The following is a 12,522-nucleotide window of genomic DNA, read 5'->3' as shown; positions in this document are numbered from 1 at the left end:
CCAATAAAGATTTTTAAAATCAATGATAAGACCAACTTATGATTAATAACACTAAATAGCCTGCTCTCGATTGGTCAATGTAATGCAGTTTATTTTTTTATTAATCATCTTGATGGTTTAAAAGTCCTGCCCAAACAAATCTTAGTCCGCGCAAGCCTAAAAAAACTAGGTAATGAATTGGAATTATACCGAGAAGCCTTAGATAAGTTCAGAAATAATACTGATAACCATGGCTTAAATTTAGAGAAATTAAAAAGGAAGCCGGGGCAAAAAATCTATAGTATTAGACGAAATGATAGCAAATGAATTATCCTTAGCCCCATAGCTACAAAAAAGGTCAAAAAAGAGGGGCGCTTAGACATAGTGCAAGCACTAGTAGAAGCAAAGGCAAAAGTAAACAAACTTACGGAAGTTGGAGTGACACCAATCTTTTTTGCAGCAGAAAAGGGACAAGCTGAGGTTGTTGAATATTTGCTAGCTACTAATGCTTGTCAATTTGGTTTTCAAACAACTGTTAAATCACTACTTAAGATAGTGGAAGATACAGGACCAGAATATTGGGCCAGAGCCAAAGCATTTATTACAGAAAAAGCACTTAATCCGGACGATATGTATCCATTTTACCTCATGAAGTTGCTCGTATAAATGGGTCTCCAGAAATAGTAAAAATTATTCTAGATAAAATTGCTTTATCTCAAAATGATACAAGCAATCGATATAGACTTTTTAAAAGAAATATAATAGTAGATGCTTCAAAGCCTGAAGTTTCTTTAGAAAACACTATTAATGGCTAGAATTGTTGAAAGTTATGTCTAGTTGTAGCAATATCTTTAATTAAAATTTAAAAAGCTTTGATCTTTACTTAAATGAAATATAAATCACATACTAGCGCAAAACCTTCGCACTACAATACCGAAGCTACCAATTACGATGCCTTTAATGAAGAAAACTCTAAGATAATTAACCAAACTATTGAAGATATTCTTAAACAGCATCAGGTAAAAACCGTCCTTGATTTAACATGTGGCACGGGCTCGCAAGTCTTTTGGTTAGCAAGACGAGGCTTTCAAATAGTCGGTACGGATATTAACGCAAATATGTTGAAAATAGCGCAAAACAAATCTAAACAGGAAAATGTCAATATTCAATTTATTAAAGGAGATATGCGCTCTATAAAGGTTGGTCAATTTGATGCTGTGATTACTATTTTTAACGCTATAGGTCATTTAACAAAAGATGATTTTCAAATTGCTATACAAAATATTTATAACAACCTAAAACCTAATGGCTTATATCTGTTTGATATTTTTAATTTACGCTACCTTTTAACTGATAATAATATTATGAAGCTTACCATTGATTGGCTTAAAGCTGATAAAGAAAAAAAAGTACGCGAAATACAATATAGTACTGTTGATGAAGATGGCGTCCTTGCGTCATTTACTACCGCAATTGAGCAATATGGTTCTAGCCAGCCTAAAATGTCTAAAACCTCCCAAACATTGCAGATTTATACAGCTAAACAATTACAAGACCTATTGCAGCAATGTGGCTTTAACATCTTAAATCAATGTGACGTTGATGGCTCACCTTTTATTGAAAATAAATCAGAGCGTATCATGACCATTGCACAGAAAATATAGTATCAGTTAATACGCCCAAATCTAAATTATTAAATCATATTCGCAGGTGAGTTTTCATCTTAGATAGTAAAAACAAATTTTAAAATAGTTTATACAGTGCCATATATTGCGTAGATGCTCGCCTGCGCGGGCATAACAGTTGAGTTAATACAAATTAAGGAAAGTGAGCGCCTGACAAAACTACGTACTTACAAAACAAGTTTGGCTATATTTAGATCAATCGCAAAATAATAGCTTTTATTCCTACTCTTTAACTCTAAATCCTTTAACCAATTTTGTAATAACTCTTTATCAGAACTCGACTTATTCATGTCAATAATTAATTGCGCCATTAAAAAACCATAATTTCCTGGTTGAAAATCATACTCAACAATACGCCATGTTTCACATTTACTTGTCTTACTAAAAAAACTAGCAGCGATTAAACCTGGCAGCTTTCTACCCATTTGCCCATCGCAGTATGCTTGCCAGCTTTGTTGTGTGTCAGCATAAGTATGAATAAGATTACGTGTTAAATCTTTATACTGGCTATTATAAATAGCTGAGTCAAAATCATAATGAGAAAGGATACACACGCCATTTTTATTTAGTAAGTTTTTAAACTCATTAATGAAATCGAGTTTCTTATCAATGCATTCAAGCACGTTATTACAGATGATTTTATCGAATTTATTAGGTTTTAGCGAAGTTAGCTTTGAATATTGTTTTGGTACTAAAAGACCTAGTTCTATTTCTTTTGCAAATGTTTTCTTAATTCCCTGAATCATTGCCTTACTAGAATCAACAGCAAAAATTGTTTTTGGCCGCTCATTACCCTTAGCAAGCAATAACTTAACAAAATCCCCTTTTCCACAACCATAATCTAAAAAAGTTGTATTATGAGTTTTGCCAAACTGCTTAATCAAATTCTGTTTATAAGAAATAATTCTATCAAACACTTCATGCGCCTGTTTATGCTTAATTTCAGAAGGGATCTTTGTATTTATATCAAGTTAATCTTTTAGCTAAAATCACCTGATTTCCAGGCTGATCTATTTTATCAGACAGAATGCTAAACCCATTGTTTTCTACAAGTTGGCTATTGATTTCGGCAGGTAGACCACTATGATAAAAATATTCACCAAACATTTCTGACTCAATTGTATAATCATCAATCCGATTAAAAGGGGTCTCTGGTTGAAAGCTTGTGTCAGCAAAAGTAATTAATAATAACCCTTGCGGTTTAAGCAAACGATGTAATTTTCTTAACACCTCTTCATGAAGACTTATATGAATATGAAATAAGGTAAACCAACAAATGATGGCTTCAAACTTAATACTCGTTGAGAAATTTAAAATATCAGTATTAAAAAGCTTATCTTTAGCAATAATTTGCTTAGCATATTCAAGTTGTTTAGGTGAGATATCAATACCATAAACATCAAACCCTTTATCTTTAAGATACTTTGCAATTGGTTTGCCAGAACCACATCCTACATCTAAAATTTTAACGCCTCGTTTAAGCATAGCTATAATGTCAGTTATGGCTTTTTTCTCAATATACCAATCCCTCTTTTCATACCAAATATTAGCAATCTTGTCATAACCTCGTTTTATTTTTTCAGTAAATTGATTCAACTCTGTATTAGTCCTATCAAAAGATAAAATTTTTCACCTTTAATGAAATTTAGCTATCGCTCGTTTACAAGATTAGCGATAGCTTTGATTTAATTTAATGTGCTTCCAGTGCTTTACTACTCCAAGCCGAGGCTTCCGGATTGAAAATCAATTTACCTGAAATTGTTTTAAGACATCTTGCGGCATAGATACCTTTATTTCTTTTATTTCATGATTTTTTCTTGCAATATCCTGACATAATAATAAGCCTGCAGAAAATTTTGATGTCAAATAGAATTAGCTATCTGCTCTATACTTTTATGGGCAGGCTTCCCAAGTATGTTTTTAAATAAAGCGTTAGAATTGGATAAAACTTGATTTCCCATTAATTTATTAAATTCTTCACCTAGTAAAAAGTCTTTAATTAAATCTTCTTCAATGTTTATTTTGTTCATTAACTTAGGTAAGGTCTCAACATAATAAACTCTTTTAGCATTTAAAACCTTAGCAGTTGAATTTGATAAATATTTATTAAACAAACTTTCAAAGTATTGAATCATGGGTTCACCATCTCTAGGACCTTGTGGTCCTACAACAAGAACACGTGTATGCAGTAGCTGAAGATTGTTTTTTAAACTCCATTTATCTATTTGATGATCTAGCTCTTTTATAATGGCCTCTCCACCAAAATGAATATTTTTATCTAATAAATATTTTATTTTACTAAAATAGTTTTCAGTTTTTTGTGATATTTGATGAATATTATTATCATCGATAACCACCAAAACAAAATTTCTTGTTTCAGTTAAAATTTTTCTCTGAGTTTCTATAGTTTCAGGATTAAAAATATTTGTTAAATTTTCTAAAATAACAGACAACTTATTATTTATGTCTTTCATTGCTTTTTTAAATTCTTTTATTTCAATTAGACCTTCATTCAATTGTTTGACGTGCTCTAAAATAAGCAAAGGGATATGGGAAATTTGCTTTACCCTACTATAAAACCCTTGCGGCGAAGGAATGGTGACTTCTTTTTTTAGAACAAATTGATTACCCTGTTTAACCCATAAAGAAAGTTTGCCAGATAAGTTAACGATAACTTGTGTGATTTTTTTGCTACAGGCTTGTGCAGCTTTATGATGGTTAATTAGAAATTGCTTATTGAGTTCTTCTAAAGAAACTTCAACTGATTTACTTAAATTTGATGGGTTAGTGTTTGCGAATTCATTACATGACTTTATCGTATTTATAACCAGATTTTTAAGTGATTTTGTCACCATCTCTTGTTCATTAGTATAAGAAAAAACGACGAGAGGCATAAGAATTAATATCGTTAATATTTTTCTCATAGTCATTCCTTACATATATACTGATCTGAATACCGCTCTAAATATTAGAATTGGACATCTAGATATTTGTTTAAAGTAATTTTTGATGTAACCTAGCCTAATCAAATTTTGTATATAAGGCTACATGCTATAAGCTTAATTTAGATAATATAGAGAAGGTTATACTTTATAAACAAAGGCTACCATTGTATTATGATACGCCTTACACCTCATGTAGTATCATGCAAATTAAGGCTTTTTGGCTGTAAAAATGAATAACTTTACTACCTTTCATAAACTTGAACATCATTTTTTTGCGCTACTTAGTTTTGAGAAAATGCATTTAAGTTGTTTAGACGCTTTTGCCACGGGTGTGAAAGCACCTAACTTAAACCCAGCTATTGTAAACCCAGTTAATGCTTGTTTTAAAAAAGATCTTTTAAACTGTATATCCTTTTATTCTCAAAAAAATTTGCCCTGGTCATTAATTTTGCCTGATTATTTATGCAACAAAGATATTCTATCTCTAATAGATGCGCAAAAATTGTTGCTTGTAGACAAAGGTGTAGCGATGCAGAGCGTTTTAAAACCGTCTAATTTTGTACCATCATTACTAGAAGTTAGAGAAATGAAACATGAGCTAGAAGTCTGGAGTATTCCCATACTGCATGGATTTGAATCTACGCCTAACATTATGGATGTTTATACTAACCAGCATCGGATTGCTACCCAAACAAAGAACAATATTTATCATTTCACAGGTTTTATTAAAAAGACGCCCGTCTGTTCACTTACTTTATCTATTTATGACAATAGTGCTCGACTAGATGATATCGCAACGATGCCAGCTTATCAAAAAAAGGGTTATGCGACTGAACTTATTCATGCAGCTTTGTACCAAGCATCTCGTCTGGGGATAAAAACATGCTTCTTAGAGGCGGCAACATCAGGCCTAAATGTATATAAACGAATAGGTTTTCAACCCCTTTTTACAAATTTGTATTATGAAAAAAAACATCATTGAGGTTATAAATGAAAACACAAGATATACCACAAGACTATCAACACATTTCACCGGCCGGCGCAGAAGTACGGTTACTTATGAATAATCATCTAGGCGGCATGGCACATTGTACTTTACGGGCAGGAACCATCTCGAAAGCGGTTCGCCATAAAACAGTTTCTGAAATTTGGCATATTATTTCAGGAAAAGGTGCTATTTGGCGTAAAGAAGATGATCAAGAAACGATTACCTCCTTATCAGCTGGAATTAGTATTGATATTCCTTTAGGTACAGATTTTCAATATCGCAGTGATGAAGATGCTCTTATTTTTATTTGTATTACTATGCCACCCTGGCCAGGCAGTGATGAAGTTAAGTGTGTTTCTAAAGGTGCTTGGGAAACTACTTTAAAGACATACTAATTATCAGATTTGCTCTAATGCTTTTTTAGTTAATTTTTCATCTTGAATATTACCCGTATTAATTGTTGTTTTGGGCTCAAGTAACACGACATGGACCTCTTCTTTAGCAACAGGTCTGTGTTCAGTACCTTTAGGAATAATAACAAATTCACCTTTATTCAAATAAATATCCCTATCTCTAAGCTGAATTAATAATTGGCCTTCTATCACTAAGAATAATTCATCTTCATTTTCATGCACATGCCAAACAAATTCTCCTTTAAATTTTGCTAACTTTAAATGAGCGTCATTGATTTCACCTACAATTTTGGGTGACCAATAATCAGTAAATAATTCAAATTTCTCTTTAAGATTGATTGCTTGCATAATTTTTTCCTCCGCGGTACACATAAAATTTAGTATCTACTGCCATACTGAAACAGTACCCAAATATACTTCATCAATTTGCTTATCTGCACACCAGATTAAAACTTTATTTAATAATAATTGAGCTATCCCTCGTTCTTTCCCTCTATAGTTTTTAGCTACAAACATCTTACGCAATACACCCTGCCCATTTCCTATATCTATTAAGCCAATCGCCCCTATAACTTAATTGTCTATTATTACGCACCAAAAATTACCCTTACCGACTTGATAGTAATTAAAAATATCTAATAAATCTGGCTGATCTTGAATAGATAAAGGAATATTAAATTCTTGCTGCTGTATGTTACTAATAAGCTTTATAACCTGATCTTTTAGGTGCTCTTGATAAGTCACTAGTTGAATATCTTTCATATTAATTAAAACTGTTTACTTATTTCCTGTATTTTAAGTATACAGCTAGTAAGCGGGCTTAGGTTTAGTAAAAATTACTAAACTCACCTAAATAAAGATGCTATTGGTAAAACAGCCCGTGCCGTTTCCAAGAAGGAATCTGCTGAATTCTCTATTCAACATAACAATGATGTTCTTGCTAATAAATCTATCATAATTAAAAATGAACATTTTTTAAGATTAGATAATTTTGAGTTTTATGACTTAGCTATCAAATACCCGCTTTTTAATGACAATGAAAAAATTATAGGTATTTTTGGCTGTTCTTTACCACTAGATGGACTGGCTCAATCAGTCCAAACGTTAATTACAACAGGTTTACTATCTGACAATCGAATATCTCAGAATAATACTAGTTTAATTTTTTTAGATGATAAAAGTGGCCATTATCCTTATACAATTGAAAAAATAAGATCCCTATTTACTAAAAAATTTAAGCAGCATATAAAGCAACGGGAAGCTGAATGCTTATTTTATATACTTAGAGGCAAATCAGCACGTGAGATTGGCCCTATTCTCAACTTATCACCAAGAACGATTGAATATTACTTAAGTATGCTTAAAGATAAATTAAATTGTAAAAAGAAATCAGATATGATTAATATGATTATAGATTTATTAAGTTATTAAAATAAATATAGTTTTTTCTAATTTAAGAGGTATAGTAGAAGGATACTAGGCTAGTTTTGCTATAATTTTTATAAGATGTTGTGTTGTCTATTAGATTAGAATCTAAAATTAAATCATATTTTACTTCTTCAAAGGCCTTCTGTTGAAAACATCTTTTCGTTGCGTTGTTACCGGCAGAAAACTGGATGGTACTTCCTTTATAGAAAAAGATCACAACGTATCAAAAAGTCCCTTAGGGATATATGATTTCTGGGCAACAGAAGAAATGCCGCCATTAAGTCAAGCTAAAAATAGTTTATTAAATCAACCTACAACCCTTGACCTTCCGAAAATGGAACAATTTTCCGTTTTTTTGAAATTCCACCGATAGATAAAAATTGCTCGCAAGAAAAGGCTGAAAAGCAAGCAGAGGAAGCTTTTGCTGCCGTTCAGGGGTCTCATTGCCGAGTTAATACTAAGCGTCATCCTATGATGCATACTACTAATACAATTGATTATGTTGTTGTATTAAAGGGAGAGGTCACCTTATTGTTAGATGATGGTGAAGTTAGACTTAAGCCTTTTGATGCTGTATTGCAACGCTCAACCAATCATTATTGGATTAATGAAGGGAATGAGCCTGTGCTAATGTTAGGTGTTTTATTAGTAGCAAAAAATTAGCCTAGATATTCGCTTAATTCATAATAAAGCATCTTTCAATGAAGAGGTTATGCTTTCAATTGACTTGTAGTTAATAAATCATCAACAACTTCCATAGCAATTTCAGGAAACTTTTGTGTTTGATCGATACAATTTTGTATTGTCACAATAGCATTTTTAATCTCACTAGGCAAAATTTCTGATGGTGCATCTTCCCCAGGCCATGAAGCATCTCGAGTTACTTTATCAGGCCAACGAGAATAAGCAAGCCACATGCCTTCCGGGGTTTTATGTAGACAAGAACCCAATGCACCACGACATTGGACAAAATAAGAGGCAACCTGACGCCAAGCTTCTTGATATTGAGTCTCATAGCCAGGTTTGATAAAAGCTCGATAGATAACAGCAAACATTTTTAGCTCTAAGAAATAAAATTTTAAAGTTTACTGGATAAGTAAAAAAAATCTAGGTTTTAATAGTATCAGTGCACACTCATATCCTACCTATTCACTAGTTGTAATTTTGTTTATCATTGCATGCCAAAACTGAATTAAATTCTAAGAGGTTTCAGGATGAATCATGGTAATAAAGTAGCATTAATTACAGGAGCAAGTCATGGCATTGGCCTAGAATTGACTAAAAGACTTTTAAGTGAGGGGTGGGTTGTATTTGGAACCGGGCGAGATAAGAGTAGTTTGGAGGATACAAAAGCGCTGTTTCCACATTTTATTCCTATACAAGCAGATTTTACTAAAAATAGTGATATTGAGCAGGTTGCGAAAGTCATTAGTGATTCTAGATTATCTCTTCATCTTTTAGTCCAAAATGCAGGCATGAAAAGCCCTCCGCGTCCCCTAACTCAATATAACTGTGAAAGTATTGATGAAGTTTTTCAGGTTAATTTGTTAGCACCCATGAAATTAACAGCGCTGCTTGCTGCCCAAATGCCTAACAAATCACGCATTCTTTTTGTTACCTCAAGGGCTGCAACCTTAAAGCTTAAGGAAAGCTCCACTTATTGTGCTAGTAAAGCTGGCCTGGATGAAATTACTGCCATAGTAAGAAAAGAATTAGAAGAAAAAGAGGTAGGCGTAGCTTGTGTTATTCCTGGGGAAGTAGATACTAAAATCCAGAAAATTTTAAGGGAAACAACTTCGTTTCATTTACATAATATATTTGATAAGGTGTATCAAACGGGACAATTAATTAGCCCTAAAACATGTGCCGAATTCCTTAAATGGTTTCTTTGTGACTTATCTTTTGAAGAATACCAACGAAGTAATATGCCGGTTTCCATTTATGAAGAATGGCATCATTCCTTTTGGCTTAAAAACAAAGAACATTTACCTCCTTTTCCTTTCTAATTAAATCTGCAACCTTTATTGCCATAAAGGAAAGTATTTTTAGAACAATAACTTATTATATTACCAACTTAAAACTTCCTTGAGATGGCAACTAACACAGTTATTTTGTTGAAAAATATACTATCTATCCATATTTTGTACAATTTTTTCAAATTGTATATACTTATACTGTCTTTCTAGAAATTTCTCATTTACAAGGAGTGTATATGGCAACTTTCACAAAGCTTAAATTTCTCAGTATTTCCATAGCCTTAGCAGCCTCGCCCTTAGTACTTGCTTCTCCTAATGTCAACTTACCAGCAAGCCAGCTGATCTTAGCTGATAATGGCGGATGGGGTGGGCATGGTGGTAGTGGTGGAAAAGGCGACTGGGGTGGTAAAGGGGATGGAAAATGGGGTGGTAAAGGCAGTGGATATGGCGGAGATGGCTATGGAGGCGGACATCACAAACATCACAAACACCATAAACATCATTGGAATCCCGGACATTACTGGTATTCAGGTTGGAAAAATGTATTTTGGTATCCAGACATCTATTTTTGGAAACATGGTCACCCATGCGTAAAATCGTGCTATAAGAATAAATGGGGCAAAAAATTGTGTAACGTACAATGTGATTATTAATTAATTCTTCCATACTTCCTATAGGTGACCTAAAGTCACTTATAGGATTGCAGTTAACTTTAAAATAATATCTACTATACCTATGACTTAATTAACTCTCCTTGCCTAAAAGTAGTGAACTAGTTTTCTGTTAATATCTCTCTTGAAACATATGCCTCGATAGACACTATTTATGAAGTAATAGAAGTTCACTATGTACATTTGATTAGATTTTAGGAGATTGGTATGCGACGTAAAGAATTAAAATATTCTGACCAACAACTAATTAATCTTCTTCAGCAAGGATACGCCCTTCAAGCGACCCAAATTCACTTTATTAATACCGGATCTTTTTACAGCTTCGTCGTTCAAACTGTAAATAATAAAAAATTTTTTTTAAAAATTTACCCGAAAAATCAAACATTAGTACCTATTCATCCTAACCTTGAATCTCTTAATTATACTTCAACTGCACTCTATCGATTTAGATATGAGTTTGAGCTTAACTATATCCCCCATATCATTAAAACTGGATTAGGTACATTTTGTTTAAATACCCCTGAACTTATTTTAATACTTTTTAATTATATTAAAGGTTCTCATCCTTCCTACTGCCCAAATCAATTATTAGCTGAAAACCTCGCCGCTTTACTTGCTAAACTTCACCAAATCCCGACTAGCGAATTTCCTAATTTAAAGCAGGAAGATTTTAATATTTCCTATGCCCTTGGTTTAGAAAATTGGCTTAAACAAAAGATTTTTGTTAAAGATAATACTCATGCGCCTACTTTATTATCGCGATTAGATAATTACAAAGATATACTAAAGGAAAAACTAAGCCAGCTTAAAATATGGCAAGCTCAATTTCAACAAAGAGATATATCGCTAACCATTACCCATGGTGATCCACACCACTATAATATTTTACAAGCTAAAAATGAGGCATGGTTAGTTGATTGGGATGGTATTAAGATTGCGCCTATCGAACGAGATCTTTGGCATTACCAAGAGAGTGATTTACTTAAGTTCTACGCTAAATTAAATAACCAAACAATTGATTTAGACCTATGTAAATTTTATCAACTGCAACGATTTTTTGAAGATATCCGTTATTACCTAGAGCAAATTCTCTTAAAAAAGAATGCCACTAAGCATCAAGATAAGTTAGATAAAGATGCCTTTTTAAATCATTGGGGCTGGCAATATTGCCTAACAAGAGAATACTTTAATTGAATAAACCATAGCTTATATACTGAGTTTTAATCCATGAAATTTAATAATCCTTATCAACAAAAGAATTGGCATAAACGTATCAATAATTATCATTTAATTAGACAAGAATTAGATAAATTAAATGAGGATGAACTTCTAGAAAGGTTTTTAAAAATTGACTCGCACTTATCAAGCTTGAGCGTAAATACCCTAATGCAAGTTAGTGAGCAAACCGTTTTTATTAAAGCGATATATTTATCAGAGCTGGAATGTTTACCTGAAAACTACTTCTCTACCACCAACTTTTTTCAATTACCTCTTTACTACCAATATGGCATTGGTTCGCTTGGCTTTGGTGCTTGGCGAGAATTAAGCGCTCAACAAATAGCTAGTAACTGGGTGCTGTCTGGCCAATGTAACCATTTTCCATTACTTTATCAATGGCGCACCATTAATATTCCCTCGCATACAATCACTTCAACTATATTAGATAAAGTGGAAAAAGAAGTCTCTGTTTGGCATAAAGAACCTACTATTTGCTATCGACACCTAGCCAGGCATAAGGGCCAACAGGTACTTCTTCTTTTTTTAGAATACATTCCTTTTACACTGCATGATTGGCTGTTATCAATAAAAAAGGACGCCCTATTATCAACAACACTACTCCAAGAAATTGATAATTCTCTTACTGATATTCTCACCTTTATTAATAAACAAGGTATGCAGCATTTTGATGCTCATTTCAAGAACATCCTAACTGATGGCCAGCAAGTCTATTTATCTGACTTTGGTTTAGCCATAAGTGATCACTTTAAACTTTCCGAATCAGAAAAAGTATTTTTTAAGCGACACCAAAATTATGATCAAATGTATAAGGCATTTTTCTTAGTTTATTGGTTAATTGAATATCTTTTAAAACTAGAAATAAATTCAGATAAGGATTTTTCTATTCTGTTGCAAAAATATTACCAGGAAAAAAGCTCAGTTACTTTACCAGCCTATCTAAAACCGTTTGAACATTATTTACCTATTGCCTTACGCATGGATAAATTTTATCGAACATTAAGAGAAAACTTAGAGAGTACTGCGTATCCTTTGAGTGAGTAAAGCTAATAAAAAACGTTCTCAATGCAATATTTGAAAGATTATTGACTACTTTAAGTAAAAAAAGTAATATATAGTCAATTTCAAACCGGTAAATAGCAATGCATACTATTTTATTACATAATTTGTTCATGCAACTTGCAGCGATCGTTGCCGGTAT

General features: G+C 32.6%; 18 protein-coding genes. 11 read left to right on the top strand and 7 right to left on the bottom strand.

Features of this window, described 5'->3' with window-relative positions:
* The first annotated feature begins 306 nt into the window (after positions 1-306).
* Both E1P04_RS03480 and E1P04_RS03475 read left to right on the top strand, forming a co-directional pair.
* The gene (locus E1P04_RS03480) at positions 307-645 is read left to right on the top strand and encodes an ankyrin repeat domain-containing protein (RefSeq protein ID WP_131781525.1); all 339 of its coding nucleotides are present in this window, start codon (positions 307-309) and stop codon (positions 643-645) included.
* Positions 646-866: 221 nt separating this feature from the next.
* Positions 867-1,643, top strand: coding sequence for a class I SAM-dependent methyltransferase (locus tag E1P04_RS03475; protein WP_131781524.1), 777 nt, complete (start codon positions 867-869; stop codon positions 1,641-1,643).
* A 188-nt stretch (positions 1,644-1,831) separates the two neighbouring features.
* Here the strand turns inward: E1P04_RS03475 and E1P04_RS03470 are convergent, their stop codons facing one another.
* From E1P04_RS03470 to E1P04_RS03460, 3 genes are all read right to left on the bottom strand, one after another.
* Positions 1,832-2,581, bottom strand: coding sequence for a methyltransferase domain-containing protein (locus E1P04_RS03470; protein ID WP_165482662.1), 750 nt, complete (start codon positions 2,579-2,581; stop codon positions 1,832-1,834).
* Positions 2,582-2,630: 49 nt separating this feature from the next.
* Positions 2,631-3,260, bottom strand: a complete 630-nt coding sequence (locus E1P04_RS03465; RefSeq protein WP_165482661.1) for a class I SAM-dependent methyltransferase — start codon at positions 3,258-3,260, stop codon at positions 2,631-2,633.
* A 266-nt stretch (positions 3,261-3,526) separates the two neighbouring features.
* The gene (locus E1P04_RS03460) at positions 3,527-4,588 is read right to left on the bottom strand and encodes a hypothetical protein (RefSeq protein ID WP_131781521.1); all 1,062 of its coding nucleotides are present in this window, start codon (positions 4,586-4,588) and stop codon (positions 3,527-3,529) included.
* Between the two features lie 250 nt (positions 4,589-4,838).
* Here E1P04_RS03460 and E1P04_RS03455 point away from each other — a divergent pair, with 250 nt between their 5' ends.
* Positions 4,839-5,591, top strand: coding sequence for a GNAT family N-acetyltransferase (locus E1P04_RS03455; RefSeq protein ID WP_131781520.1), 753 nt, complete (start codon positions 4,839-4,841; stop codon positions 5,589-5,591).
* Between the two features lie 8 nt (positions 5,592-5,599).
* Positions 5,600-5,992: a cupin domain-containing protein gene (locus tag E1P04_RS03450; protein WP_131781519.1), complete on the top strand. Its 393-nt coding sequence runs from the start codon at positions 5,600-5,602 to the stop codon at positions 5,990-5,992.
* Between the two features lie 3 nt (positions 5,993-5,995).
* Here the strand turns inward: E1P04_RS03450 and E1P04_RS03445 are convergent, their stop codons facing one another.
* The 3 genes from E1P04_RS03445 to E1P04_RS03435 are packed head-to-tail and all read right to left on the bottom strand — an operon-like array spanning position 5,996 to position 6,772.
* Entirely contained in the window at positions 5,996-6,358 is a 363-nt protein-coding gene (locus E1P04_RS03445; protein ID WP_131781518.1) for a cupin domain-containing protein, read from the bottom strand.
* Between the two features lie 36 nt (positions 6,359-6,394).
* The gene (locus E1P04_RS03440; protein ID WP_282433094.1) at positions 6,395-6,571 is read right to left on the bottom strand and encodes a GNAT family N-acetyltransferase; all 177 of its coding nucleotides are present in this window, start codon (positions 6,569-6,571) and stop codon (positions 6,395-6,397) included.
* Positions 6,572-6,583: 12 nt separating this feature from the next.
* Positions 6,584-6,772 carry a hypothetical protein gene (locus E1P04_RS03435; RefSeq protein WP_131781516.1) on the bottom strand — a complete coding sequence of 63 codons (189 nt, stop codon included), beginning with the start codon at positions 6,770-6,772 and terminating at the stop codon, positions 6,584-6,586.
* 102 nt (positions 6,773-6,874) lie between these two features.
* On the opposite strand from E1P04_RS03435, the gene E1P04_RS18350 reads away from it, so the two are divergent.
* The 3 genes from E1P04_RS18350 (at position 6,875) to E1P04_RS03420 (ending at position 8,101) form a co-directional block, all read left to right on the top strand.
* Positions 6,875-7,441, top strand: a complete 567-nt coding sequence (locus E1P04_RS18350; protein ID WP_131781565.1) for a helix-turn-helix transcriptional regulator — start codon at positions 6,875-6,877, stop codon at positions 7,439-7,441.
* Between the two features lie 142 nt (positions 7,442-7,583).
* Positions 7,584-7,811 carry a hypothetical protein gene (locus E1P04_RS17845; RefSeq protein ID WP_131781515.1) on the top strand — a complete coding sequence of 76 codons (228 nt, stop codon included), beginning with the start codon at positions 7,584-7,586 and terminating at the stop codon, positions 7,809-7,811.
* 98 nt (positions 7,812-7,909) lie between these two features.
* Complete coding sequence (locus tag E1P04_RS03420; protein WP_131781514.1) at positions 7,910-8,101, top strand: cupin domain-containing protein; 192 nt, start codon at positions 7,910-7,912, stop codon at positions 8,099-8,101.
* 47 nt (positions 8,102-8,148) lie between these two features.
* Here the strand turns inward: E1P04_RS03420 and E1P04_RS03415 are convergent, their stop codons facing one another.
* Positions 8,149-8,493 carry an antibiotic biosynthesis monooxygenase family protein gene (locus tag E1P04_RS03415; protein ID WP_131781513.1) on the bottom strand — a complete coding sequence of 115 codons (345 nt, stop codon included), beginning with the start codon at positions 8,491-8,493 and terminating at the stop codon, positions 8,149-8,151.
* Positions 8,494-8,652: 159 nt separating this feature from the next.
* Between E1P04_RS03415 and E1P04_RS03410 the strand changes: the two genes are divergently transcribed.
* From E1P04_RS03410 to E1P04_RS03395, 4 genes are all read left to right on the top strand, one after another.
* Positions 8,653-9,444: an SDR family oxidoreductase gene (locus E1P04_RS03410; protein ID WP_131781512.1), complete on the top strand. Its 792-nt coding sequence runs from the start codon at positions 8,653-8,655 to the stop codon at positions 9,442-9,444.
* 206 nt (positions 9,445-9,650) lie between these two features.
* A complete protein-coding gene (locus E1P04_RS03405; RefSeq protein ID WP_131781511.1) occupies positions 9,651-10,067 on the top strand; it encodes a hypothetical protein in 417 nt (138 codons plus the stop codon).
* A gap of 225 nt (positions 10,068-10,292) precedes the next feature.
* On the top strand, positions 10,293-11,279 hold the full coding sequence (locus tag E1P04_RS03400; protein WP_131781510.1) for a phosphotransferase: 987 nt from the start codon (positions 10,293-10,295) through the stop codon (positions 11,277-11,279).
* Between the two features lie 33 nt (positions 11,280-11,312).
* Positions 11,313-12,365, top strand: coding sequence for a protein kinase family protein (locus tag E1P04_RS03395; protein ID WP_131781509.1), 1,053 nt, complete (start codon positions 11,313-11,315; stop codon positions 12,363-12,365).
* The last annotated feature ends 157 nt before the right edge of the window (positions 12,366-12,522 follow it).

The organism is Legionella gresilensis (assembly GCF_900639865.1).
Taxonomy (GTDB): domain Bacteria; phylum Pseudomonadota; class Gammaproteobacteria; order Legionellales; family Legionellaceae; genus Legionella_C; species Legionella_C gresilensis.
This window is presented reverse-complemented; position numbering and strand designations above follow the sequence as displayed.

Bases quoted from the DNA above. Each gene is read 5' to 3' on its own strand.
- E1P04_RS03475 (WP_131781524.1), top strand. From the start codon at position 867: ATGAAATATAAATCACATACTAGCGCAAAACCTTCGCACTACAATACC.
- E1P04_RS03460 (WP_131781521.1), bottom strand. From the start codon at position 4,588: ATGAGAAAAATATTAACGATATTAATTCTTATGCCTCTCGTCGTTTTT.
- E1P04_RS03455 (WP_131781520.1), top strand. From the start codon at position 4,839: ATGAATAACTTTACTACCTTTCATAAACTTGAACATCATTTTTTTGCG.
- E1P04_RS03450 (WP_131781519.1), top strand. From the start codon at position 5,600: ATGAAAACACAAGATATACCACAAGACTATCAACACATTTCACCGGCC.
- E1P04_RS03445 (WP_131781518.1), bottom strand. From the start codon at position 6,358: ATGCAAGCAATCAATCTTAAAGAGAAATTTGAATTATTTACTGATTAT.
- E1P04_RS03435 (WP_131781516.1), bottom strand. From the start codon at position 6,772: ATGAAAGATATTCAACTAGTGACTTATCAAGAGCACCTAAAAGATCAG.
- E1P04_RS03420 (WP_131781514.1), top strand. From the start codon at position 7,910: ATGATGCATACTACTAATACAATTGATTATGTTGTTGTATTAAAGGGA.
- E1P04_RS03415 (WP_131781513.1), bottom strand. From the start codon at position 8,493: ATGTTTGCTGTTATCTATCGAGCTTTTATCAAACCTGGCTATGAGACT.
- E1P04_RS03410 (WP_131781512.1), top strand. From the start codon at position 8,653: ATGAATCATGGTAATAAAGTAGCATTAATTACAGGAGCAAGTCATGGC.
- E1P04_RS03405 (WP_131781511.1), top strand. From the start codon at position 9,651: ATGGCAACTTTCACAAAGCTTAAATTTCTCAGTATTTCCATAGCCTTA.
- E1P04_RS03400 (WP_131781510.1), top strand. From the start codon at position 10,293: ATGCGACGTAAAGAATTAAAATATTCTGACCAACAACTAATTAATCTT.
- E1P04_RS03395 (WP_131781509.1), top strand. From the start codon at position 11,313: ATGAAATTTAATAATCCTTATCAACAAAAGAATTGGCATAAACGTATC.